At 68.0% G+C, this 22322-nt stretch carries 24 protein-coding genes; 13 read left to right on the top strand and 11 right to left on the bottom strand.

The genetic code is table 11. The features are described from left to right. Positions 1–50: 50 nt before the first annotated feature. The gene (locus EV645_RS02040; RefSeq protein WP_130439139.1) at positions 51–809 is read right to left on the bottom strand and encodes a FadR/GntR family transcriptional regulator; all 759 of its coding nucleotides are present in this window, start codon (positions 807–809) and stop codon (positions 51–53) included. Between the two features lie 132 nt (positions 810–941). On the opposite strand from EV645_RS02040, the gene EV645_RS02035 reads away from it, so the two are divergent. The 11 genes from EV645_RS02035 to EV645_RS01985 all read left to right on the top strand — a co-directional run bounded on the left by EV645_RS02035 (position 942) and on the right by EV645_RS01985 (position 12624). Beyond that, the gene (locus EV645_RS02035) at positions 942–2462 is read left to right on the top strand and encodes an ABC transporter substrate-binding protein (protein ID WP_242000149.1); all 1521 of its coding nucleotides are present in this window, start codon (positions 942–944) and stop codon (positions 2460–2462) included. Continuing rightward, positions 2459–3406 carry an ABC transporter permease gene (locus EV645_RS02030; protein ID WP_130439137.1) on the top strand — a complete coding sequence of 316 codons (948 nt, stop codon included), beginning with the start codon at positions 2459–2461 and terminating at the stop codon, positions 3404–3406. The genes EV645_RS02035 and EV645_RS02030 overlap by 4 nt, the downstream gene beginning before the upstream one ends. Beyond that, positions 3403–4221: an ABC transporter permease gene (locus EV645_RS02025; RefSeq protein ID WP_130439135.1), complete on the top strand. Its 819-nt coding sequence runs from the start codon at positions 3403–3405 to the stop codon at positions 4219–4221. Before EV645_RS02030 ends, EV645_RS02025 begins: the two co-directional genes overlap by 4 nt. Then, positions 4218–5171 carry an ABC transporter ATP-binding protein gene (locus EV645_RS02020; RefSeq protein WP_130439133.1) on the top strand — a complete coding sequence of 318 codons (954 nt, stop codon included), beginning with the start codon at positions 4218–4220 and terminating at the stop codon, positions 5169–5171. Before EV645_RS02025 ends, EV645_RS02020 begins: the two co-directional genes overlap by 4 nt. After that, on the top strand, positions 5164–6033 hold the full coding sequence (locus EV645_RS02015; RefSeq protein ID WP_130439132.1) for an ATP-binding cassette domain-containing protein: 870 nt from the start codon (positions 5164–5166) through the stop codon (positions 6031–6033). The genes EV645_RS02020 and EV645_RS02015 overlap by 8 nt, the downstream gene beginning before the upstream one ends. After that, positions 6030–7463, top strand: coding sequence for an aldehyde dehydrogenase family protein (locus EV645_RS02010; protein ID WP_130439130.1), 1434 nt, complete (start codon positions 6030–6032; stop codon positions 7461–7463). Before EV645_RS02015 ends, EV645_RS02010 begins: the two co-directional genes overlap by 4 nt. A gap of 82 nt (positions 7464–7545) precedes the next feature. Next, a complete protein-coding gene (locus EV645_RS02005) occupies positions 7546–8310 on the top strand; it encodes an SDR family NAD(P)-dependent oxidoreductase (RefSeq protein ID WP_130439128.1) in 765 nt (254 codons plus the stop codon). Between the two features lie 9 nt (positions 8311–8319). Next, the gene (locus tag EV645_RS02000; RefSeq protein WP_242000148.1) at positions 8320–9684 is read left to right on the top strand and encodes an amidase; all 1365 of its coding nucleotides are present in this window, start codon (positions 8320–8322) and stop codon (positions 9682–9684) included. An 82-nt stretch (positions 9685–9766) separates the two neighbouring features. Next, positions 9767–10996 carry an NADH-quinone oxidoreductase subunit NuoH gene (gene nuoH, locus EV645_RS01995; protein WP_130439124.1) on the top strand — a complete coding sequence of 410 codons (1230 nt, stop codon included), beginning with the start codon at positions 9767–9769 and terminating at the stop codon, positions 10994–10996. A 45-nt stretch (positions 10997–11041) separates the two neighbouring features. Then, complete coding sequence (locus EV645_RS01990) at positions 11042–11773, top strand: TetR/AcrR family transcriptional regulator (RefSeq protein ID WP_198681421.1); 732 nt, start codon at positions 11042–11044, stop codon at positions 11771–11773. A gap of 17 nt (positions 11774–11790) precedes the next feature. Then, a complete protein-coding gene (locus EV645_RS01985) occupies positions 11791–12624 on the top strand; it encodes a sigma-70 family RNA polymerase sigma factor family protein (RefSeq protein ID WP_130439120.1) in 834 nt (277 codons plus the stop codon). On the opposite strand, the gene EV645_RS01980 is transcribed toward EV645_RS01985, so the two are convergent. The 5 genes from EV645_RS01980 to EV645_RS01960 all read right to left on the bottom strand — a co-directional run bounded on the left by EV645_RS01980 (position 12621) and on the right by EV645_RS01960 (position 15962). Continuing rightward, positions 12621–12821, bottom strand: a complete 201-nt coding sequence (locus tag EV645_RS01980) for a hypothetical protein (RefSeq protein WP_130439118.1) — start codon at positions 12819–12821, stop codon at positions 12621–12623. The genes EV645_RS01985 and EV645_RS01980 overlap by 4 nt on opposite strands. A gap of 118 nt (positions 12822–12939) precedes the next feature. Then, the gene (locus EV645_RS01975) at positions 12940–13572 is read right to left on the bottom strand and encodes an NADPH-dependent F420 reductase (RefSeq protein WP_130439116.1); all 633 of its coding nucleotides are present in this window, start codon (positions 13570–13572) and stop codon (positions 12940–12942) included. A gap of 28 nt (positions 13573–13600) precedes the next feature. Continuing rightward, the gene (locus EV645_RS01970) at positions 13601–14335 is read right to left on the bottom strand and encodes an SDR family NAD(P)-dependent oxidoreductase (protein WP_130439114.1); all 735 of its coding nucleotides are present in this window, start codon (positions 14333–14335) and stop codon (positions 13601–13603) included. 37 nt (positions 14336–14372) lie between these two features. Next, positions 14373–15308: an SDR family oxidoreductase gene (locus tag EV645_RS01965; RefSeq protein ID WP_130439112.1), complete on the bottom strand. Its 936-nt coding sequence runs from the start codon at positions 15306–15308 to the stop codon at positions 14373–14375. Between the two features lie 30 nt (positions 15309–15338). Continuing rightward, positions 15339–15962 carry an NADPH-dependent F420 reductase gene (locus tag EV645_RS01960; protein ID WP_130439110.1) on the bottom strand — a complete coding sequence of 208 codons (624 nt, stop codon included), beginning with the start codon at positions 15960–15962 and terminating at the stop codon, positions 15339–15341. A gap of 185 nt (positions 15963–16147) precedes the next feature. On the opposite strand from EV645_RS01960, the gene EV645_RS01955 reads away from it, so the two are divergent. Continuing rightward, entirely contained in the window at positions 16148–17044 is an 897-nt protein-coding gene (locus EV645_RS01955; RefSeq protein ID WP_130439108.1) for a LysR family transcriptional regulator, read from the top strand. 123 nt (positions 17045–17167) lie between these two features. On the opposite strand, the gene EV645_RS01950 is transcribed toward EV645_RS01955, so the two are convergent. The 4 genes from EV645_RS01950 to EV645_RS01935 form a co-directional block, all read right to left on the bottom strand. Beyond that, positions 17168–18319: an amidohydrolase family protein gene (locus EV645_RS01950; protein ID WP_130439106.1), complete on the bottom strand. Its 1152-nt coding sequence runs from the start codon at positions 18317–18319 to the stop codon at positions 17168–17170. Then, positions 18316–19617: a type I glutamate--ammonia ligase gene (locus EV645_RS01945; protein WP_130439104.1), complete on the bottom strand. Its 1302-nt coding sequence runs from the start codon at positions 19615–19617 to the stop codon at positions 18316–18318. The genes EV645_RS01950 and EV645_RS01945 overlap by 4 nt, the downstream gene beginning before the upstream one ends. A 90-nt stretch (positions 19618–19707) precedes the next feature. After that, positions 19708–20496 (bottom strand): L,D-transpeptidase family protein, encoded by a 789-nt coding sequence (locus EV645_RS01940; protein ID WP_242000147.1) that lies wholly within the window; start codon positions 20494–20496, stop codon positions 19708–19710. A 75-nt stretch (positions 20497–20571) separates the two neighbouring features. After that, entirely contained in the window at positions 20572–21144 is a 573-nt protein-coding gene (locus tag EV645_RS01935) for a GNAT family N-acetyltransferase (RefSeq protein ID WP_130439102.1), read from the bottom strand. Positions 21145–21208: 64 nt separating this feature from the next. On the opposite strand from EV645_RS01935, the gene EV645_RS42110 reads away from it, so the two are divergent. After that, on the top strand, positions 21209–21340 hold the full coding sequence (locus tag EV645_RS42110) for a helix-turn-helix domain-containing protein (protein ID WP_130439100.1): 132 nt from the start codon (positions 21209–21211) through the stop codon (positions 21338–21340). 472 nt (positions 21341–21812) lie between these two features. Here EV645_RS42110 and EV645_RS01925 read toward each other — a convergent pair whose 3' ends face one another. Beyond that, positions 21813–22229, bottom strand: a complete 417-nt coding sequence (locus tag EV645_RS01925) for a hypothetical protein (RefSeq protein WP_130439098.1) — start codon at positions 22227–22229, stop codon at positions 21813–21815. Positions 22230–22322: the final 93 nt, after the last annotated feature.

Below are 22322 nucleotides of genomic sequence, written 5' to 3'. Positions count from 1 at the left end.
CGGTGCCCCCCACCCATGAACTGGTCCCGTCAGAATGCCATGGGACTTGCTCAGTCCTCTACGAGCGCGCGCAACGTTTCCTGCTCGGAGTCGGGCACGTACCCGCCGTAGTAGTCGTACATGTTCTGGCGGGCCAGGCGGGCGGCGGCGTGGCCGTTGCCGGTGCGGATCGCGTCGACGACGTCGGCGTGGTGGTGCAGGGACTCGAGCATCAGGGCGCGGCTGTTCGGCGCGTGGGAGATCTTGTCGGAGATCAGGCTGAGTACGACGCCGCGGACGACCTCGTTGCAGGTCTGGATCAGCGAGTTGCGGCTGATCCGCGCAATCAGCTCGTGGAAGGCGAGATCGGCCTGGCTGAACGCGTCGAAGTCGACGTCGATCGCGGCGCGCATCGCGACGAGCGTCTCCTCCAGCTCGTCGAGCTCTTCCGGCGTACGCAACCTGGAGGCGACCTGGATCGCGGCGCCGTCCATGATCATCCGGAACCCGATGAGCTCGCTCAGGGTCAGCTCGTCGACCCGGGCCAGGCGGACCATCTGCTTGCGGAGCGCGGACTGCGAGAACGGCAGGATCTCCGGCCCGTTCGGGTCGCCGGGGCGGGAGCGGACCACGCCGTTGCTCTCCAGCACCCGCAGCGCTTCGCGGACGGTCGAGCGGCTGACTGCGAACTGCGCGACCAGCTCGCGCTCGCTCGGCAGCCGTTGACCCGGGACCAGGTCGCCGCTGGCCAGCGCGTCCTCGACCTGTTCGACGATCCGTTCGTACGCGCGCACGGGCTGTACCGGGCTGAACTTCGGTCCAGTTGTCATCCGGCGCACCCCCTAGTCGCTTGACAGGCACTTGAGCAGGGACAAATCTAGTGGCCCAGTGATACCTAGTCCACTGGTCGGACCAGTAACCGGAGTAGTCGCAGTAGTGGTACTGCCTCTAAAGGAGTTGGCGTGAAGTCGTCGTTTCGCATTCGGGCGGTCGCGTTCGTCGCCTCCGCGGCGGTGCTGGCCCTGACCGCCTGCTCAGCAGGTTCGAGTACGTCGGGCGGCGGGTCCGGCAGCTCGCCCGGCGGGGACCAGAAGCTGTCGATCGGCCTGGTCGCGGAGCCGGCCAGCCTGGACTTCACCACCACCGACGGCGCCGCGATTCCGCAGGCGCTGCTCGGCAATGTGTACGAGACGCTGGTGAAGCAGGACGACTCCGGCAAGATCGTGCCGTCGCTGGCGAAGTCGTGGACGGTCTCGCCGGACCGCAAGACCTACACGTTCGACCTGGTCGACAACGCGAAGTTCACCAACGGCAAGCAGTTCACCGCGAACGACGCGGTGTTCAGCATCAACCGGGTGAAGACGGCGTGGACGATCTCGCTGAAGGCAGCGATGGACGTCGTCGCGTCCTCGAAGGCGTTGTCCCCGACCCAGTTGCAGGTCACGCTGGCCAAGCCGAGCAACGACTGGCTGTTCCGGATGACCACCCGGATCGGCGCGATGTTCTCCGAGAGCGGCGTCAGCGCGCTGGCGACCGACCCGGTCGGCACCGGCCCGTTCAAGTTCTCGAAGTGGAACCGCGGCGACTCGATCGTCATGGTCCGCAACGACGACTACTGGGGCAGCAAGCCGTTCTTCCAGCAGATCACGCTGAAGTACTTCAAGGACGCGACCGCGCTCAACAACGCGCTGCTGACCAGCACGATCAACGTGATCGGCACGGTCCAGGCGCCGGAGGCGTTGAGCCAGTTCACCAGCAACGACAAGTACCAGGTGATCGAAGGTACGACGAACGGCGAGGTGCTGCTCTCGTTCAACAACTCGCGCCCGGTGTTCAAGGACCTCCGGACCCGTCAGGCGATCCGGATGGCGATCGACCACAAGGCACTGCTCGACACGTGCTGGGCCGGTCGCGGCAAGCTGATCGGCAGCATGGTCCCGCCGACCGACCCGTGGTACGAGGACCTCACCGGCGTCGCGCCGTTCGACCTGGCCAAGGCGAAGTCGTTGCTGCAGGCATCGGGCGCGGCCGGCAAGACGCTGCGGCTGCGGCTGCCGACGTTGCCGTACGCAACGTCCTGCGGCCAGGTCGTGAAGAGCATGCTGGAGCAGGCCGGGCTGAAGGTGCAGATCGACCAGCTCGAGTTCCCGGCGGCCTGGCTGACCACGGTCTTCAAGAACGCCGACTACGACATGTCGATCATCGCCCACGTCGAGCCGCGTGACCTCGGCGCGGTCTTCAACGCGAAGTACTACACGCGGTACGACGATCCGACCTTGCAGGGCTATCTCGCCGCCGCGGACTCCGGTGACGAGGCCGCGCAGGTCGACAACATGAAGAAGGCGGCGCGCCGGCTGTCGGAGCAGGCTGCGGGCGACTGGCTGTTCCTGCTGCCGAACCTGATCGTCGCCGACAAGAACATCAAGGGCCTGCCGACCAACGCCATCACCGAGAACTTCGATCTCTCCAAGCTCGCCCGATGATTCTCCGCCTGATCGAGCGCACCGGCGTGTTCTTGGTCAGTCTTGCGGTGAGCTCGGTGCTGGTGTTCGCGTTCATGGCGGTGCTGCCCGGCGACCCGGCTCGGGTTGCGCTGGGCGTGAACGCATCTGATCAGGCGGTGGCGGAGCTGCGGCAGCAGTTCGGCCTCGATCGCCCGCTGCCGACGCAGTACTTCGACTGGCTGGGCGGACTGCTCCACGGCGACCTCGGTACGTCGTACGTGTCGAAGGTTGCGATCGGGCCGCAGGTGTTCGACCGCCTGCAGGTGACGCTGTGGCTGGTCGTCGCCGGCATGATCATCGCGCTGGTGGTCGCTGTGCCGGCCGGGACGCTGATGGCTGCGCGGCATCGCAAGCTGTCCGGCCTCGCGCTCTCCGCGGTCTCCCAGGTCGGCGTCGCCGTACCGGCGTTCCTGGCCGGGATCCTGCTGATCGTCGTGTTCGCGGTCAAGCTCGGCTGGCTACCCGCGAACGGCTGGACCCCGCCCGCACAAGACCCCGGGATGTTCCTCAAGCAGCTGATCCTCCCGGCCCTCGCGCTCGGCCTCGTCCAAGGCGCAGTCCTCACGCGCTACGTTCGCAGCGCAGTCCTCGACGTCTTGCGTGAGGACTACCTGCGGACCGCGCGGGCGAAGGGGCTCCGGCCGTTCCAGGCGTTGTGGCGACACGGCCTCCGCAATGCCGCCGTCCCTGTCGTAACAGTCCTGGGCCTCCAGCTCGCGACGCTCCTCATCGGCGCAGTCGTCGTCGAACGAGTCTTCGTCATCCCCGGGCTAGGAAGCCTCCTCCTCGACGGCGTCTCGAACCGCGACCTTCTCCTGGTCCAAGACGTAGTCATGGTCCTCGTCCTGGCCGTACTGCTGGTCAACTTCATCGTCGACCTCCTGTACGTCGCCCTCGACCCGCGCCTGAGGACGGCGTCATGAAGCGCCTCAACCCGAGCCTCGTCGTCGGCGGCGTGATCGTCGGCGTCATCGTCCTGATGGCGCTGATCTCCTTCGTCTGGACCCCGTACGACGCCACGCTCGTCACGCCCGCGTCCCGGTTGCTGGAGCCGTCGTGGTCGCACTGGTTCGGCACCGACAAGTTCGGGCGGGACGTGCTCAGCCAGATCATGGTCGGCTCGCGGACGACGCTGTTCGTCGGCGTGGTCGCGGTCGGCGTCGCCGCAGTCATCGGCGTACCGCTCGGGATCCTGGCGGCGATGGTCCGGCGGTGGCCGAGCGAGGCCATCATGCGCGCGAACGACCTGCTGCTCGCGTTCCCGGCGTTGCTGTTGGCAATCATGTTCGGCGCGGTGTTCGGGGCGAGCACGCTGACGGCGATGATTGCCATCGGCATCGCTTCGGTGCCGAGCTTCGCGCGCGTGATCCGCAGCGGCGCGCTGCAGGTGATGCGGACGGAGTACGTACTCGCGGCCCGCGCCGCCGGACGACGACCGTTGCCGATCGCGGTCCGGCACGTGCTGCCGAATGTGACCAGCCTGATCACCGTGCAAGCCTCGGTGTCGTTCGCGATCGCAGTACTCGCGGAGGCGGCGCTCTCGTTCCTCGGCTACGGCACGCCGCCGCCGACACCATCGTGGGGCCGGATGCTGCAGGAGAGCCAGGAGTTCCTGTTCAGCGCCCCGCGGCTGGCGATCTTCCCCGGCATCGCGATCGCCATCGCCGTCCTCGGCTTCAACCTCCTCGGCGACGGCCTCCGCGATCGCTTCGACCCGAAACTGGAGGACCGCCGATGAGCGACGTACTGACGGTCCGCGGGTTGTCCGTGACAGTTCGCGACACGGCGCTAGTGTCCGATGTCGACCTGACCGTCGGCGCGGGGGAGCGGGTCGGGCTGATCGGGGAGTCGGGGTCGGGCAAGTCGCTGACGGCGTTGAGTGTGCTCGGGCTGCTTCCCGAGGATGTGTACGCCGGCGGCTCGGTTCGTCTCGACGGTGTCGACCACGAGCTGATCGGCGCTGACGAACGCCGCATGTCGCAGGTCCGCGGCCGCGACATCGCGATGGTCTTCCAGGAGCCGATGACCGCGCTCAACCCGACCATGCGGATCGGCGACCAGCTCGCCGAAGCGATGCTGATCCACAAGACCAAGCCCAAGTCCGCGGCCCGCGCCGCCGCGGCCGAGCTCCTCGAACGCGTGCAACTCCCGACCGACACCCTGCGCGCGTACCCGCACCAACTCTCCGGCGGGCAACGTCAACGAGTCGTCCTGGCGCTCGCCCTGGCCAACGACCCGTCCCTCCTGATCTGCGACGAGCCGACCACCGCGCTCGACGTCACCGTCCAGGCCCTCGTCCTCGACCTGATCGTCCGCGGCGTCATGGACCGGTCGTCCGCACTCCTCTTCATCACGCACGACCTGGCCGTCGTCGCGACCGTCTGCGAACGCGTGCTCGTCATGTACGGCGGACGCGTCGTCGAATCCGGGCCGGTCGTGGACGTGTTCACGCGTCCACGCCACCGCTACACCGAAGGCCTGCTCGCGGCGTCCGACCTCGACACGACGTCCCGTCGACTCACCACGATCCCCGGCAACGTGCCACCCGCGGGCAGGTTCCCGTCCGGCTGCGTCTTCCGTACCCGCTGCGCCCACGCCACCGCCCTGTGCGAAGAGTCGCCGCCATGGTCGGGCGACGAGGCGGAGGGCTTCGCCTGCCACCACCCCGCGGGGGTGACCGATGCCTGAACACATCCCGACGACGCACGAGCTCCAGACGCCGACCGCCATCCAGGTCGTCGATCTCGTCCGCGACTACCCGCGGCCGCGGACCTCGTTGTTCCAGCCGGCTCCAGTCGTCCATGCGCTGCGTGGTGTGAGCCTGGAAGTCAAGCAGGGCGAGCGATTCGGCATCGTCGGCGAGTCCGGCTGCGGCAAGTCCACGCTGCTGCGCATCATCGCGGCCCTCGACCGCGCGACGTCGGGGAATGTGATTGTCGAAGGCACCGATATCACCCGGTTGTCCGATCGCCGGCTACGTTTCCTCCGCGAGAACCTCCAACTCGTTTTCCAGGACCCGATGAGTTCGCTCGACCCGCGGATGCGTGTCCGCGACATCATCGCCGAGCCGCTCGTCGTCCAAGGCCATCCCGCCTCGGGCGAACGTGTTCGCGAGCTGCTCGAGGCGGTCGGCCTGTCTGCGGACGCCGGCGGCCGGTACCCGCATCAGTTCTCCGGCGGCCAGCGTCAGCGCATCTCGATCGCGCGGGCGCTCGCGCCCCGTCCACGCATCCTGATCGCGGACGAGCCGGTCAGCGCCCTCGACGTATCGGTCCGCGCCCAGGTCCTCAACCTGATCTCCGACCTGGTCGACGAGCTCAACCTGACGCTTGTGTTCGTCTCGCACGACCTGTCCGTCATCAAGCACGTCTGCGACCGCGTGGCCGTCATGAACGCCGGCCAGATCGTCGAGACCGGTTACACCGGTGACGTGTACGCCGCCCCGCAGCACCCGTACACGCAACGCCTCGTCTCGGCCATCCCCACGCTTCAGCGCGCCCTCTCCGGGGCGACCACATCCGACCTGCTCGCGAAGGGAGATCCAGCGTGAAGTTCCCAGCCGGCCTGCCGATCGGTGAGGCCTGGATCGAGGCGCCGGCCACGGCTCCGGTGATCTTCCCGTACGACGGTTCGACGGTCGCGGACGCGCCGGTCGGCGACGTCGAGCTGGCACGGGCGGCGCTCGACAACGCCCTGTCCGTCCGTGATACGGTCGGCCGGCTTCCGTCGTACCTGCGCCGGAAAGTCTTGCAGGGCGTGCATTCCGCGGTCCTTGCCGCGCGCAACGAGTTCGTGGATCTGCTGGTGCTCGAGACCGGCAAGCCGCTGGTCGACTGCCGGATGGAGATCGATCGGACCCTGCTCACGCTGGAGACGTCGGCCGAGGAGGTCGCTCGGCTGCATGGCGAGACGGTGCCGCTCGATCTGCTGCCGAGCGGCGAAGGGTTGCAAGGTTTCTGGGTGCGTAAGCCGATCGGTGTGGTCGTCGGGATTACCGGGTTCAACTACCCGTTGTTGCTCGCGGCACACAAGCTCGCGCCGGCGTTCGCAGCGGGCTGTCCGATCATCGTGAAGCCCGCGCCGCAAACGCCGCTCGCCACGCTGTGGCTGGTGCATCTCATGCGCTCGGCGCTTGCCGACGCGGGAGCGCCGGAGAGCGCGGTGCAGTTGGTGACCGGCGGGGCTGACGTCGGCGCGACGCTCACCACGGACGATCGCGTCGGTGCCGTCTCGTTCACCGGATCCGCTGCGGTCGGTCATCGGATCGCGCGTGATGCGGCTCCGACCAAAGTCCTGCTCGAGCTTGGCTCGAACTCTGCGCTGGTCGTTGCCGAGGACGCCGATCTCGACGCGGCCGCCGATGCGATCGTGCGTGGTGGGTACTACGCGTCCGGGCAGGCGTGCATCTCGGTCCAACGCGTGATCGCGGTCGAGTCCGTTCGGGAAGCATTGTTGGAGAAACTCGGCGCTCGCCTCCCGACCGTCGTGGTCGGGGACCCGCGAGATCCGGAGACGCGGGTGTCCGCGCTGATCAACCCCGCGTCCACCGCACGCGTTCGCGAGTGGGTCGGCGACGCAGTCCAGGCCGGCGCATCGATCGCTTACGAAGCACCCGGCGAGATGCTCGGGCCGATCGCGCTGACCGACGTGCCGGACGGTCTGCCCGCTTGGGACGAGGAGATTTTCGGCCCCGTCATCGCGGTGCGGTCGGTGCCGGATATCGACAGCGCGCTGCGGGCCGTGAACGAGACGCGGTACGGCCTGCACGCGAGCGTCTTCACGTCCTCGCTGGACACCGCCTTCGCCGCGATCGATCGCCTCGACGTCGGCGGAGTCGTGATCAACGACGTCCCCGGATTCCGCTCCGATGTGATGCCGTACGGCGGCGTCAAACACTCCGGCACCGGCCGAGAAGGCCCGCGCTTCGCCATCGAAGAACTCACCACCACCCGGATGGCCATCATCCGCCCACGCCCATGAACCCCACTTTGTGCACCAGTGCCGCATCGCGGGCGCTCCGCAGTACGGCTCTGGTGCACAACGTCGAAGGAGTTGACCCTGGATGACGGATTACGCCAACCTCTTCCGGCTCGACGGTAAGCATGCGCTGGTGATCGGCGCCGGGAGCGGGATCGGACGGGAGAGCGCGCTGGCGCTGGCGGCGCACGGCGCGCAGGTCACGTGCGCGGACCGGGACCTTGCTGCTGCCACTGAAACGGCTGGCCGCGCCCTCACGGCGTACGAGCTGGATGTGCTCGACGACGCGGCGATCGCGCGGGCGGTTGACGAGCTGGATCCCGTGGAGGTGCTGGTGTTCACGGCGGCGACCAATGTGCGGAAGCGGATCCTCGACTACAGCCGCGAGGAGTTCGACCGGGTCGTGTCGCTGAACCTGCGGGCGTCGTTCGACCTGATCCGCGCGTTCGGGAGGGGGATGGCGGAGCGGGGGAGCGGCAGCATCATCGGGTTCAGCTCGATCCGCGGGACGACTGTCGAGCCGGGGCAATCGGTGTATGCGGCAACCAAGGCCGGGCTCGTGCAGTTGTTGCGTACGGCGGCGGCCGAGCTCGGGCCGTCCGGCGTACGGGCGAACGCGATCGCACCCGGTGTCGTCGAGACCCCGCTCACCGCGCAGATCAAGGCCGATCAGGGCTGGTACGACGCGTATGCGCAGAAGGGCGCGCTCGGTCGGTGGGCCCAACCGAGCGAGCTTGCGGGCGCGGTGGTCTACCTCGCGTCCGACGCCGCGAGCTTCGTGACCGGGAGCGTACTCGCGGTCGACGGCGGCTGGACCGCGGTCGACGGCCGCTTCGACCCACCGAACTGAGGGGTGTGCATGAATCTCGCCGACCTGACAGCCGTTGAACTGCTGGCAAAGTACCGCGACGGCTCGGTGTCACCCGTCGAGGTGATCGACGACGTGCTGGCTCGGGTGGAACAGCTCGAGCCTCGGATCTGCGCGCTCTATGCACTGGATCCGGCGGGAGCGCGGGCAGCAGCCCAGGAATCGGAGCGCCGCTGGCGGGACGGTACGGCGGGCGCGCTGGACGGCGTACCGGTCACGGTGAAGGAGAACATCGCGACTCGGGGTACGCCGGTACCGCAGGGGACGGCGGCAACGGAGCTGATCCCGGCCGTGGAGGATGCGCCCGCTGCGGCGCGGTTGCGGGACGCCGGGGCGGTGATCTTTAGCAAGACCACGATGCCGGAGTACGGGATGCTCTCGTCGGGGGTGTCGACGTTCCATCACCTGACGCGCAATCCGTGGGATGTCAGCAAGACTGCTGGTGGGTCGAGCGCGGGTGCGGCGGCTGCTGCGGCCGCCGGCTACGGTCCGATCCACCTCGGGACCGACATCGGCGGCTCGATCCGGCTGCCGGCGGGGTGGTGCGGGCTGGTCGGCATCAAGCCCACCCATGGGCGGGTCCCGGTCGGGAATCCCTACCCTGGAAGGGCGATCGGACCACTCACCCGTACGGCGGCCGACGCGGCGCTGGCCTTGTCGGTGATCTCGGGGTACGACCCGCGGGACTACACGTCGCTGCCGGCCGCCTCGGACCGCTACGAGATCGGGGTCGAGGGCCTTCGGGTCGCTCTGTTGCTGGACGCCGGCCTTGGCCTGCCCGTCGATCCCGAGGTCGCGGCGGCGGTCTCGTCGACCGCGAATCAGCTCGAGAAGGCCGGCGCTCGGGTCGAGCCGATCGACCCGATCATCACCCGCGAGATGCTCGACGGACTGGATCGCTTCTGGCGGATTCGCTCGGCTACGGACATCGCGGCCCTGCCTGAGGAGCGGCGCGCGAAGGTCCTCCCTCAGATCCGGGAGTGGGTGTCGACGGCGGGCGATCTGACCGGATTCGACGTCTTCCACGGCTACAGCCAGATGGGGGCGATGGCGGCTGCGGTCGGGCGGGTGTTCACGGCGTACGACGTGATCCTGTCGCCGGTCGCGCCGATCACCGCGTTCCCGGCCGAGCTCGCGTATCCGACCGACGACCCCTCCAAGCCGTTCGAACACATCGCCTTCACCGTCCCCTACAACATGTCTCACCACCCCGCGACCACCGTCAACGCCGGCTGGTCCTCGTCGGGCCTGCCCATCGGCGCTCAGTTGGCCGTGCCTCACCACCAGGACCTGACCGCGCTGGCCTTGGCGGCTCACCTCGAGAACCACCAGCAGCGGGAGTGGCCGACCAGCTGACCGTTCACCAGGCTTGCGACTCGACTCCCTTAACTGATACACCGTATCTGTTAAGGGAGTCGAGTTGACGAGGTGATCTCTCATGCCCGGGCTGACGCAGTACGGCCACGACGCCTGGTGGCTCATGCTGCTCAAGGCGGTCCTGATCTTCGTGATCCTGATGCTGCTGACGCTCTTCAACATCTGGGCGGAGCGTCGCGTGGTCGCGCGGATGCAGCAGCGGATCGGTCCCAGCGTCAACGGTCCGTTCGGCCTGCTGCAGTCACTGGCCGACGGTATGAAGCTGATCCTGAAAGAGGACCTGATCCCGAAGACGGCCGACAAGGTGATCTTCCTGTGCGCGCCGCTGATCGTCGTGGTTCCGGCGTTCCTGACCTGGTCGGTGATCCCGTTCGGGCCGACGGCGCGGCTGCCGTGGAGCGACACCCACACGCCGTTGCAGCTGACCGATCTGCCGGTGGGCGTGATCTTCGTGCTCGCGATGGCATCGGTCGGCATCTACGGGATCGTGCTGGGCGGCTGGTCGTCCGGGTCGACGTACTCGCTGCTCGGCGGGCTGCGCTCGAGCGCCCAGATGATCTCGTACGAGGTCTCGATGGGCCTCTCGTTCGTCGCCGTCTTCCTGTACGCCGGATCGATGTCGACCTCGCAGATCGTCGCGGCGCAGGACCGGATCTGGTACGGGCTGATCCTCGCGCCGTCGTTCGTGGTCTATGTGATCTCGATGGTCGGCGAGACCAATCGCGCGCCGTTCGACCTGCCGGAGGCCGAGGGGGAGCTGGTCGGCGGATTCCACACGGAGTACTCGGGGGCGAAGTTCATGCTGTTCTTCCTCGCGGAGTACGTGAACATGGCGACGGTGTCGGCGCTGGCGACCACTCTGTTCCTCGGCGGCTGGCACGCGCCCTGGCCGATCAGCTTCTGGGACGGCGCCGACAGCGGCTACTGGCCGGTCCTGTGGTTCATGGGCAAGGTGATGTGCTTCATCTTCGTGTTCATCTGGCTGCGGGGGTCGTTGCCGCGGCTGCGGTACGACCAGTTCATGCACTTCGGCTGGACGCGGCTGATGCCGTTGTCGTTGCTGTGGATCCTGGCGGTCGCGACGGCTCGCACGATCGACCTGCGCGGGGGGATCGAGCGGCAGTGGCTGTTCGCGGCGATCGCGGTGTGCCTGGTGGTGATCGGCAGTTTGTTCTTCGTTGCCGAGAAGAAGGAGTCGGATGCCGCGGAGGATGCTGCGGAGTTCGATGCTGCGGAGTTCGATGCCTTCGCGGGCGGGTACCCGGTGCCGCCGCCGGCGAAGGTCCCGTGACCGGGCGGCTCGATGTCGCCGTACCGGGGTCGTACGATGCCCGACATGGCGCTCCCCTCGTCAGCTGACGACAAACCCCAGCCCGCGGGACCGGTCTGGGCGCGGAACGATCGCCAGCCGCGGCGGCGGACGCTCACCCGGGAGTCCATCGTGGAAGCGGCGATCGCGATCGCCGACCGGGACGGGCTCGACGCCGTCTCGATCCGCAGCGTCGCGGCGGGGCTGAGCGTCAGGCCGATGAGTCTGTACGGTCACCTGTCGAGCAAGGACGACCTGCTCGACCTGATGTTCGACCAGCTCGCCGGGGAGAGCGTGCTCGGTGCGGATCTGCCCGACGACTGGCGCAGTGCGCTCGAGGCGATTGCCCGGCGTACCAGGGACCAGGGATTGGCGCACCCGTGGTCGGTCGAATTGCTGGTCGACCGCATCCAGCTGGGACCGAACACGCTCCGCGTCCTCGACGAGTGGATCCGCGCGCTGGCGCCGCTGTCGGTTACCTCGGACGAGGCTTGGAGCATCGCGACAGCCGTCAACGACTACACCGTCGGATACGTCACCCGCATCTCTGCCCAACGCCGCGCCGTACCGACGGATCCGAACGCCGCCGGGGAGTGGACCACGACCGTCAACACCTACCTGACCGAACGCGCCGAAAGCGGCGACCACCCCCATATAGCCCCTCTCCTGCGCGAGGGGTTCGCCGCCCAGTCCGACAGCTTCGAACCAGGCCTTGCCTGGCTGCTCGACGCCATCGAACAGAAGCACACCCCGAACTGACCGCAGATGGAGTAGGTATGGACGACTCCGGGTTGATCGCGCACTGCTACCGCATGCTCGGCTCCATCACGGACGCCGTCGAGATCGCCGGCAGCGTATCCAACTACGGGGATGCCACTCTCGCCTGTCTCGCTCGCGCCGGCACCCGTCCGCTTCCGTCCGACCTGGCCGCTCCCAGCGCGCATCCGGAGGGCGCACTCTCGGAAAGCCCGGAGATCCTCTGGCTCGAGCCCATCCCCGAGCACCTGATGGACGGCCGCCCGATCGACCTCGGCCTGGTCGCCGCCCTCCAACGCGTCGCCCCGCTCTCGCGCGCCGCCACCATCCTCCACGACATCGAGGGCTGGCCCACTGCTCGCATCACGACCCTGCTGGGCGACGTACGTCCCGTGCCGGTCGTCGCAGCGCCGACCGTCGTACCCGACGAAGCTCTGCTGACCCGGTATCGCGCGGCGTTCGAGCAGTACGACGTACCCGCAATCGTCACGCTCTTCACCGACGACGCGATCTGGGAGATGCCGCCGTTCACCTCCTGGTTCCGCGGCGCCCGCGACATCGGCCGCCTCATCTCCACCCACTGCCCAGCCGAACGCCCCGGCGACCAGTACCTCGTCCCCCTGAAAGCCAACGGCCTACCCGCCTTCGCCGTCTACATGCGAGACCCGAAGGACAACGTCCACCGCGCCTTCCAGATCCAGGTCCTCACCCTCACCGCGACCGCAATAATCCACGCAGTCGCCTTCTTCGACCTCTCCCTCTTCCAAACCTTCCACCTACCAGACCTCCTCCAAGGCCTCCCACCCAACCCCTACGACGGCACCCTCAGACCTCACATAGAGCGCCGCCACTAGTCAACAGCGTCGAGCCGAGCGACTGCGGTGTTGAGGAACTGGATGAACGCGGCGTCGGTCGGGAAGGTCTCGCTGCGGGCTTTCAGCGTCAGTAGAGTGCCACCTCTGGCGACGTACGCGCGGTAGGACTCGGACGTCAGTTTCCGATCCTTCGGGTCCCCGAACCGGAGCGCGATGCCGTCCCGCAAACCGGGCACTGGCAGTTGCCGTGCGAACGACGTGAACGTCTCGCCTTCCAGCGTCCCGCTGAAGGTGGCACAGCGCGGCAGCCCAACCCTTCGGCGGCACCTGGGTCTGTTAGCGGGAGCCTTATTTCTAAGGGTTCATGGGCAGGTTGTTGATGCCGAGGGAGAAGTCGAAGTTCCCCACACCGTGGCGGGCCAAGCCCATCGTCAACACGCCCGCTCCCTCTACCCAGTGGGCCATGCGCAGGTCGCCGGTGTCCCGCGGGCGGAGTCCGAGGCTCTCGATGAACGCTGACACGCTCGCCTTGGCCTGCGCATCATCACCGGCCATGAACACATCCACCGGGCCGCCTTGGGCCAGCACGTGGCGGAACAGGGTGTTGAACGCCTTCACGACCTTGGCGCTCGAGGGCGCGGCCTCGGCCACCCTTTGCGCGATCGAGGTGTCGTGAGGAACGGCCAGCCCGGTGCCGGTGGCGTCGAACGGGTTGGTGATGTCGACGATGATCTTGCCGGCCAGCGTGTCTCCGAACGCGCGGACCGCCGGCACGGCGCTGTCGAAAAGCACCGCGAGGATGACGATGTCGCCTGCCGGCGCGATACCGAATGTCCCGGCCGTGGCGCCGCCGCCGAGCGATTTGGCCAGAGCCGCGGACTTGGCCGCGTCGCGGCCGATCACTTCGACGGTATGGCCGCCCGCGATTGCCAGGGTGCCGATGGTGCTGGCCATGTTCCCCGAGCCGATGATGCTGATGCCGCTCATGATGTGCCCTCTCTTCCTGGTCCTCGATTCAGATTGCTGTGGTGCCGCCGTCGGCGACCAGTTCCAGGCCGTTCACGTAGCTGGAGTCGTCGGAGGCGAGGAACAGGGCGACGGCGGCGATCTCCTCGGGGCGGCCCATCTTTCCCCGCGGGATCAGCGACTCGAACGCCGCCTTCGTTTCCTCGTCGAACAGTTCTTCCTGCTTGGCTGTCGCGACCTGGCCGGGGGTGAGCACGTTCACCCGGATCCGCCTGTCCTTCAACTCGTTGAGCCACACGCGGGCCCAGGCCTGCTGCACGGCCTTGCTCCCGGCGTACAGACTCCAGCCGGGGAAGGCGCCGAGCGAGGCGTTCGACCCAGTCATGAAGATCGAGCCCTCGTCGTTCATCAACGGCAGGGCCTTCTGCACCGTGAACAGCGTCCCGCGTGCGTTCAGCCAGAACGCGGCATGGAACTGCTCCTCGGTGATCTCACCGAGCTTGCCCGGTTCGCCCATCCCTGCGCTGGCCCACAGGACGTCGATCGAGCCCTTCTCGTTCTTGACCGTTTCGTACAAACGGTCGAGGTCGTCCAGGTCGGCCGCATCGCCTTGTACGGCGGTCACGTTGCGGCCGATCTGCTGTACGGCGTCGTCCAGCGCGTCCTTCCGCCGGCCCATGATGAAGACATGGGCTCCTTCGGCTACGAACAATTCGGCGCCGGCCAGCGCCATACCGGTTGATCCGCCGGTGATCACAGCTACCTTGCCATCGAGCTTTCCCACGATTACTCCTTGAATTGATGAATATCCGGAACGGCCGTCAGCCGGCGGAGAAGTAGTGGCCGTTGTCCAGATCGGCGAGCAGGCTGGGCTGGATGGGTTCCCAGCCGAGGGTTCTGCGAGTGATGAGGTTCGAGGCCGGGTAGGTCTGCGTGACAATGTTCGCGAGGAACCCGAAGTACCCCGGTAGCACCAGCTCGTCGACGGGTACGCTCACGACGGGCAGGCCCAGCCGGCTGCCGATGGCCTCGGCGATCGCGCGGAGCGGGATGCCCCCGTCTCCGACCGCGTGCCAGTATCTGCCGGCCGGCCCCTTCTCCAGCGCCAGCCGGAACAAGGAGGCGCTGTCGCGGACATGCACGGCGTTCCACAGGTTCGTACCGTCTCCGGGGTAGCCGACGAAGCCCTTCTCCTTCGCGAGCGCGATCAGCTGCACGAGGAAGCCGGAACCATCGGTCGTGCTGTATGCGATGTTGGCAAGCCGCACGACCGATGCACGCACTCCCCGCTCGGCGAGGCCGACCACGGCGGTCTCCACGACGTTGCGAGCCCGCAGGGTGCCGCTGTGCTCGTTGCCGACGGCAAGGGCCGGGTCGTCCTCGGTGGCCGGCCGGCCCAGGTTCCCCGGCGAGCCGATGCTCCCGGCCGCGACGAGCGGTTTCCCGGTGCCCGCCAGCGCCTCGCCGTACGCGAGCATGATCGGGACCTCCGCCGCGGCCACGGCGTCCATCCCGCCGGAGAGCAGCAGGTCCTGCCGGTGCGCGACGTGGATGACGCCGTCGGCGTCCGCGGCCGCCTCCTTCAGCCCGTCGAGATCCTGGAGGTCGCCGAGACGTACCTTCGTGCCGAGCGCGGACAGTGCCGCCGCGGCCGTGTCAGACCGGGCCAGGGCAGTGACCTCGTGCCCAGTGGCGAGGAGCTCAGGAATGATGTACGAACCGGAATGGCCGGTCCCGCCGGCGACGAAAACGCGCATGGTGTGTCCTTGTGCGGGTAGGTGGTGGGCTCAGCCGAGAACGTTGACGCCGAGGGCGATGTCGAAGGTGCCCGCGCCGTGGCGGGCCAGGCCCATCAGGAGCGGCCCGACGCCTTCCAGCCAGCGGGCCATCTGCAGGCCGCCGACGTCGAGCGGACGCAGCCCGAGGCTCTCGATGAACGTCGACGCTTCGGCCTTGGCCCGCGCGTCGTCCCCGGCGAAGAGCACGTCCAACGGACGGTTCTTGGCCAGGACGTGGCCGAAGACGGTGTTGAACGCCTTCACGACGTGCGCGCTTGCCGGTGCGGCCTTGGCGATCTCCTGTGCTCCGGACGTGCCGTCGGGCGTGATGAGTCCGGTTGCGTCGGCGTCGAAGGTATTGGAGATGTCGATGATGACCTTGCCGGCCAGCGCATCGCCGTACTGGGTGACGACCGCGACAGCGCTGGTGTACGGCACAGCGAGTACGACGATGTCGCCCGCAGGGACCGTGCCGAACGTCCCCACCGTGGCCCCGCCGCCGAACTCCGCAGCCAGGTCCTTAGCCTTGGCGGCATCGCGGCCGACGAGCTCGACCGAATTGCCGCCCGCGATCGCGCGAGCCGCTATTGCGCGGGCCATTCCGCCCAGGCCGATAAAACTGACGCTGCTCATGGTGTTCCTGCTTTCTGGAGCTGGACAGCACGGCATTCCCGCCCATTCCCGGTAAGAATCCGGTGCGGAATTCCTCGATCGAATTCGCTCGTGCCCCATTGACAATGCCACTGGCCGGAGCGCGTGTCCAAGACCTCTTTCAGCCGTGGTGATACCTTGAAGGCATCGCCGGACCGGGAGGCTCGATGGATCTGGACCTGCGCAAGCTGCGCTACTTCGTCGCTGTCGCGGACAGGCTGCACTTCGGTCGCGCCGCCGAGGAGCTGCACATCGCGCAACCGGTGCTCAGCCGGCAGATCCGTGCTCTGGAAAAGGATCTCGGTGCCTCGCTGTTCGCCAGGGACAGCCACGGCGTGGAGCTGACCGACGCGGGTCGACAGTTGCTGGACGACGCTGGTCCGCTGCTGGCCTCGGTGCGCGCGATCCAGCGCCGGGTGTCCGTGGCCGGCCGCGGGAGCCGGCGGCTGGTGATCGGCTTCCGGACCGGAATCCCGGTCATCCCGGCGGCGCGGGCGTTCGAGGCCCGGAATCCGGACGTGGTCGTGGACGTGCAGCGGATGGAATGGGACGACCAGGCCCTGATGCTGCTGGACGGTCGCGTCGACGTCGGCTACGTGCGGCTGCCTGTCGATGAGACCGGGCTGCGCCTGACTCCGCTCTACACCGAGCCGCTCATGGTGGCGCTGCCCGGCGACCACCGGTTGGCCGGCAAGGAGGAGGTCTCCGAAGCTGACCTGGACGGTGAGCCAGTGGTCTGGCACGCCGACCCGAGCACGCAGCCCACCAGGCGCCCGCACCCCGACTCCGGACTCCGGGCGCGCGGGGTGGAGGAGAAGCTCGAGCACGTCGCGGCAGGCCGGGGCATCTCGTTCGTCGGACGGTCGGAGACCGTGTTCTACTCACGCCCCGATATCAGCTATGTGCCGATCCCGGACTTGTCGCCTGAACAGGTTTACCTCGCGGTGGCGGAATCGCGCAGCTCGCGAATGGTCGACGACTTTCTCGCCGCAGCTCAGGAAACGGCCGAGATCACCGCGGAATGCGGAAATTACGAAATGTGGCAGCCGCGGATCAGAGGCTAGGCGCTGCGGAGAACTGGCCGTCGGCGAGACGCGGCTGCAGGTGTACGCCGAGGAAAGCGCGAATGTCGTGGCTCGACAGCTCAGCACCGCGATCGCAGGTCCGTGCCTCTTCCAGGTCCGTGGCTACTCCAGACCGTACGCGCGGATCGCGTTGCCGCGCCCCAGCAGCTCGGCATAGCGACGGGCGTCGGTTTCGCCGGCGAACCCCTCGGCCACCCACTCACCGAGGATCCTGGCCACGGCCCGGCGCCACAGCTGAGCGCCGCACAGGTACAGCTCGGGCAGGCCGAACGCGTCCGAGGCGTAGAGCACCTTGTGCATCGGCGCGCTCTCCAGTGACTGCCGCACCAGCGTCTCGCTGGACGGGCCGGTGTGCGAGACCGCGCACGACGTGTCCATCCATACGTGTGGGAACAGCTGCGCGAGAATCCCCGCCTCCCGGATGTACGGGTAGCAGTGCAGCAGCATCAGCTGTACGCCGGTCTCGCGGGTCGCGTGCGCGAACTCGGTGAGGTGGGAGGGATCGCAGCGGTGCAGCACGATGTCCGCATCGCCGAAGCCGACGTGCAGCTGGATGGGCTTGCCGAACCCGACCGCGCGCCACAGGAGATGCCGCAGCAGCACCAGATCGGTGAGTCGGACCAGGCCACCCGCCTCGATTCCTGCCAGCCACCGGCCGGCGGCCGCCGTCACCTCGGCGTTCGTCGGCGGAGCCGGGTCGAAGTCGAGTCCGTACCGGTAGGCGATGATCGACTTGACGCCGACGGCATGCTCGAGCGCTCGTTCCAGCGCGTCCTCGAAGGCACTGGAGAAACCGGCCGCGGTGCAGTCGGGCGCGATCGATTCGGCCAGCGCCTCCAGCCGCACGATCTCCTGGGTGGCGGCGCCGGTCAACTGCGCCATCTCGGGCGGCGTCATGATGGTTGAGGCGCGAAAACCCGTGTCGAGCAGGTATTTCTCGGTGCCGCTCGCGGCCAGCAGACGAGCGCTGACCTCCTGGTCGCCCAGTTCGCCGCGTCGCCTCAGATAGTCCTCGGCCGTGCAGTGTCGCGGCAGGTCGAGCAGCGGGGCGCATAGCGCACGTACGGCGATGCCGAACGGGTTATCGAACACCGATGTGCCGGGCGGGGCGGGCCAGTCCGACTCGGTGGCCAGCAGTTCGAAATCGGCGTCCGTGGTCGTGCCGGTCCGCACGCCGTGGCAGTGATGGTCGACCAGCGGCAGTCCGGCCACGAACTCCGCGAACGATTCCGTGGCGGTTCCTTCGGCGCTCATGCCGACCACGAGAATCGCAACCGGTCGGCGACTGCCGACGGATCCCGGTCGGCGAAGACGGCGACCTCGTGGCGCCGTACGGCGAGCAGCGCGGACAGCAGGTCCGGGCCGAGGATCCGACGGGCCAGCGCCGAATCCTGGAGTGCGTCGAGCGCGGTGGATTGGTCGGCAGGCAGCGTCGGGTGCCCGGCGTCCGCGGGATGTGTCGTCACCTCGGCGGGTAACGGCGCCTCGCGCCGCAGTCCGTCCGCGATCAGGCCAAGCACCGTCGCGATCGCGAGATAGGGATTGGCGGACGGGTCGACGCATTTGACCTCGATGTTCGCGTTGCCCGCCTCGACTGCGCACAGCCGGACCGCCGCCTCGCGGTTCTCCAGGCCCCAGCAGGGAAAGGCGCCGGACCAGTGATCGGGAAGCAGCCGTCCGCCGGACAGCACCGATCCGGCGAGTACACCGATCACCTCGGACAGCCCGGCGACGATGCCGCCGATCGCCGCCCCGCCCTCGGCGGTCAGCCCGTGCGGCCCGTGCCCGCCGGACAACAGTGGTACGCCGTCGCGGTCGAGCGAAACGTGCACGTGGGCGCCGTTGCCGCTGCCGCCCGCGAACGGCACCGGCGAGAAGGACGCGGCCAGCCCCGCGCGCCGGGCCGCACGCCCGATCACGATCCGGGCGAGCACAGTTGCGTCGGCTGCCGCGAGCGGATCGGCGGGGGCAAAGGAGATCTCGTACTGGCTGTCGCCGTACTCCGCGTGGCACTGGTCGACGTCGAGGCGCGCGACCCGGAAGTCGTCGAGCAGGCTCAGCAGGAACTCCTCCCGATCCAAGGCCGCGGTGACCCCGTAACAGTTCCACGGCCGCTCGCCCAGCGCTGATCCATCGGCGGCCGTGAGCACGAACTCGACCTCGCAGCCGACTGTCGCGGTGACCCCGAGCGCTGCCAGATCACGGACCGTCTCGCGCAACCGGCCACGCGTGCACAGCGCAGAGAGCTCGCCCGACTGCTCGTAGAACTCCGCCGGAGCCCACGCCAGCCCGTCGTCCAGCACCCGCGCTGCGTGCAGATCGGGTCGCAGCCGCTGATCGCCGAGTACGCCGACGTCGGGGGTGAACGCGATCCCGTTGTCGACGCAGAAGACGTGCCAGCTCGGCGCCGCGCCCAGCCCGGACGACGCTGCCTGCGCGATGCGGTCGAGGGGCACGAGCTTCATGCGCAGCACGCCGCCGGGATCGACCGCGGTGGCCGCGAGCGCGGTGACCGAGGCCAGGTCTTGCTCGTCCTGGAGGGGGAGAGACATAGAGAAGACTTTGCCAGCGTGATGCCCCGCCCGTCTCGTGCGACGCGACAAAGCTTGAGCGGTCCGTCTTGTATCGAGGACCGAACTCGCCTAGTACTCGCCGTAGATCTGGACCTTGGTGCCGATGGGGGTGTCGGCGTAGATCTCGTGGATCTCGGGGCGCATGACGCGGACGCAGCGGTGGCTCGCGGGATACGGCTTGATGAGGGAGTTGACCCGGGAGCCGTGCAGCGCGATGCCGGGGCGGTCCTTGAGGAAGTACAAGGAGTCGTACATGTACGCGTCCTCGTACAGGCTGCTCTCGTGCGCGCCGGCCCACTTGCGCCAGACCTTGCCGGTGCGGTTCGGGGTGTCGTAGCCGGGCTGGCCGGTGGAGATCCAGACGATCCGCTTATAGGTCTTCCCGACGATTTGGTACAGGATCTGGCAGGTCTTGTTGACGTAGATGCCGGGGGAGCGGGTCGGCGTGGGGCGCTTGGTTGCGTTGAGCACCGAGTACGCGTCGTTCAGCGTCAGGCCGGCGCGGCTCACCGGAAGCCCGTTCGTCTCACGCCACGCGCACAGCGCCTGTTTGGCGCGCGCGGTGATGTCACCGTCGATGTCGCCGACCGGGTAGCCGAGTTTGTCCAGTTGCCGTTCCACGCGGAGCGCGTAGTACGCCGGCTTCTGCTTCACCTTGGGCTTCGGCGTCACCGTTGGCTTGACCGTCGGCTTCGCAGTCGCAGTCGCAGTCGCCGTCGGGGTTGCACTCGAGGAAGCGGTCGTCGCCGAAGGTGCAGGAGTCGTCTCGCTGGCGGCTACGTCCGAGCAGCCCGCAAGCACGAACGACAGCACTGCGGCACCGATGGCACCGGCAATCAGACCACGACGACGCGACACGGGCGACCCCTTATCCCTCAGCTTTTTTCAATGTCGCAGAAGTACGCCGAGTAAGCGCGCAGCGACCCGCCGAGACTAGTGCGCCAGAGGGTTCAATCCGCTCGCCGTCACCGAACCGTTGCCGAGGTCCGGCGCCGGGTCGTCCCGCAATCGGCTGTAGAGGTACCCGTCCCGCAATCGCCCGGCCCGGAACTCGCACCCGCGGATCACCCCTTCGAGCCGGAAACCCGCCTTCTCCAACGACTTCTGCTCGGCCAGGTTCTCCGGATGCGTCGCGGCCTGGATCCGCTGCACCGGCGTATGTTCGAACAGGTACGCCGTCAGCGTCGCCTGCGCCCGCCACCCGATCCCACGCCCGCGATACTCCGGCAGCAGCGCGATCCCGATCTCCCAGTACTTCGTCCGCCCGTCGAAAGACCCCGACCGCCAGCTCACCAGCCCCGCCGTCTCTGCACCTGGATCCGCGCCGGTCCGGACCATCAGCCGTCCGTCGTCGTCCCCGAGGAACCCGTCCTGCGCAAACCGCCGCACCGGCGCCTGCGCATCCCGGAACCCGTTCCAGTCCAGCCCGATCAGCCCCGGCTCAACCACGAACCGCTTGAGCAACGCCACATCTGCTTCTTCGACAGGCCCCAGGACGACATCCATGCCTGCCAGACTAGAGGTCGATGGAGTTCCGCATTCTCGGTCCGCTCGAGATCGTCGTCGACGGATGTGCGGTCCTCACGCCGGCGCCGCGGTGTGTTCGCTGCTTGCGATCCTGCTGCTGCATCCGCATCGGCCGGTGCCGGTGGGCGAGCTGATCGACGGGCTCTGGCCTGACGGCACCGCATCCGACTCGTAGCGTGCACCTACGTACGCATGCACGCGCGGCGCTGGCCCGGACGGCAGGCGGGAACGAAGAGTCGATCGCGCTCTACGAGCAGGCAGCCGGCCTCTACCGAGCAGGCGGTTTCGCACTGGGCGAGGGTGCCTTGCGCTGCAACCCCGCGGTCAACTACAACGCTCAAGGGCAGCTACGAAAGGCCCCTGAGGCTTTCGCTGAAGAGCTCGAGGTCTTCCGGCCGCCGGCGAGTTCGCGAGAATGCAATGGGGCCTGGCGAAAGCCGGTGTGGAGAATCGGCTCCGGCATCACGAGGTCGCCCGCGAGGTGGCGGTCGACGTACTGCGCATCAGCCGCGAGATCGACAGCAGCTACAACACCTGCATCGCGCTGCAGGCAATGTACGGCGATGAACCGCCCGGCCGAGGCCCTCGCGCACCAGCAGGCAGCCGACGCGTTCTTCGAACGCTCCGGCTACACGCCTGCGTAGATGTTAGAGACCGAGGTCGCGCAGGAACTCCGGCTTGTACGCCTGGACCACGACGTACCGCGGGTCGGGGACCTCCATGCCGGCATTCTTCGCCTCGTCGCTGGCCGCGTCGTGCGGGCCGACCGGAACGCTCGGGTCGGCCCAGTCCTGCTCGGCCGGATTCCACCGCGTCACCGTGTACGTCGCGTCGAGGCGGTCGTGGGCGACCAGCTCCTTGGCGGTCCGCTCAGCCTCCTGGGCGTCCTCGAGCGTATGCGTGTACATCAGCATCCGGTTCCCGTCCCGGGTCACCGTCACCTGACTCCCGAGCCGCTTCTGCGCGTCGTCATCCAGATCCAACGCCCGCAACCGATCCCAGAACGTCAACCCGTGCCCCTCGTCACTGAGCACAACCTCAACCCGAAACTCCTCATCCGCCATGCCGCCCACCCTACCGATCGCAACCTCCGCTCCAGCGCGGAGCCCGCTGGAATGAGGCCCGATCTGCTGCTGTGGATATCTCTTGAGCATGTC

The organism is Kribbella rubisoli, from assembly GCF_004217145.1.
Classification (GTDB): domain Bacteria; phylum Actinomycetota; class Actinomycetes; order Propionibacteriales; family Kribbellaceae; genus Kribbella; species Kribbella rubisoli.
Note: the sequence above shows the minus strand (reverse complement) of the source record. Positions and strands in the feature narration are given on the sequence as shown.

Coding starts and splice junctions, on each gene's coding strand:
- EV645_RS02015 (WP_130439132.1), top strand. CDS start 5,164: ATGCCTGAACACATCCCGACGACGCACGAGCTCCAGACGCCGACCGCC.
- EV645_RS02005 (WP_130439128.1), top strand. CDS start 7,546: ATGACGGATTACGCCAACCTCTTCCGGCTCGACGGTAAGCATGCGCTG.
- EV645_RS02020 (WP_130439133.1), top strand. CDS start 4,218: ATGAGCGACGTACTGACGGTCCGCGGGTTGTCCGTGACAGTTCGCGAC.
- EV645_RS02040 (WP_130439139.1), bottom strand. CDS start 809: ATGACAACTGGACCGAAGTTCAGCCCGGTACAGCCCGTGCGCGCGTAC.
- nuoH (WP_130439124.1), top strand. CDS start 9,767: ATGCCCGGGCTGACGCAGTACGGCCACGACGCCTGGTGGCTCATGCTG.
- EV645_RS42110 (WP_130439100.1), top strand. CDS start 21,209: ATGTGCGGTCCTCACGCCGGCGCCGCGGTGTGTTCGCTGCTTGCGATC.
- EV645_RS01985 (WP_130439120.1), top strand. CDS start 11,791: ATGGACGACTCCGGGTTGATCGCGCACTGCTACCGCATGCTCGGCTCC.
- EV645_RS01935 (WP_130439102.1), bottom strand. CDS start 21,144: ATGGATGTCGTCCTGGGGCCTGTCGAAGAAGCAGATGTGGCGTTGCTC.
- EV645_RS01950 (WP_130439106.1), bottom strand. CDS start 18,319: ATGAGCGCCGAAGGAACCGCCACGGAATCGTTCGCGGAGTTCGTGGCC.
- EV645_RS01965 (WP_130439112.1), bottom strand. CDS start 15,308: ATGCGCGTTTTCGTCGCCGGCGGGACCGGCCATTCCGGTTCGTACATC.
- EV645_RS01955 (WP_130439108.1), top strand. CDS start 16,148: ATGGATCTGGACCTGCGCAAGCTGCGCTACTTCGTCGCTGTCGCGGAC.
- EV645_RS01975 (WP_130439116.1), bottom strand. CDS start 13,572: ATGAGCGGCATCAGCATCATCGGCTCGGGGAACATGGCCAGCACCATC.
- EV645_RS01925 (WP_130439098.1), bottom strand. CDS start 22,229: ATGGCGGATGAGGAGTTTCGGGTTGAGGTTGTGCTCAGTGACGAGGGG.
- EV645_RS01945 (WP_130439104.1), bottom strand. CDS start 19,617: ATGTCTCTCCCCCTCCAGGACGAGCAAGACCTGGCCTCGGTCACCGCG.
- EV645_RS02025 (WP_130439135.1), top strand. CDS start 3,403: ATGAAGCGCCTCAACCCGAGCCTCGTCGTCGGCGGCGTGATCGTCGGC.
- EV645_RS01990 (WP_198681421.1), top strand. CDS start 11,042: ATGGCGCTCCCCTCGTCAGCTGACGACAAACCCCAGCCCGCGGGACCG.
- EV645_RS02030 (WP_130439137.1), top strand. CDS start 2,459: ATGATTCTCCGCCTGATCGAGCGCACCGGCGTGTTCTTGGTCAGTCTT.
- EV645_RS01960 (WP_130439110.1), bottom strand. CDS start 15,962: ATGAGCAGCGTCAGTTTTATCGGCCTGGGCGGAATGGCCCGCGCAATA.
- EV645_RS02000 (WP_242000148.1), top strand. CDS start 8,320: ATGAATCTCGCCGACCTGACAGCCGTTGAACTGCTGGCAAAGTACCGC.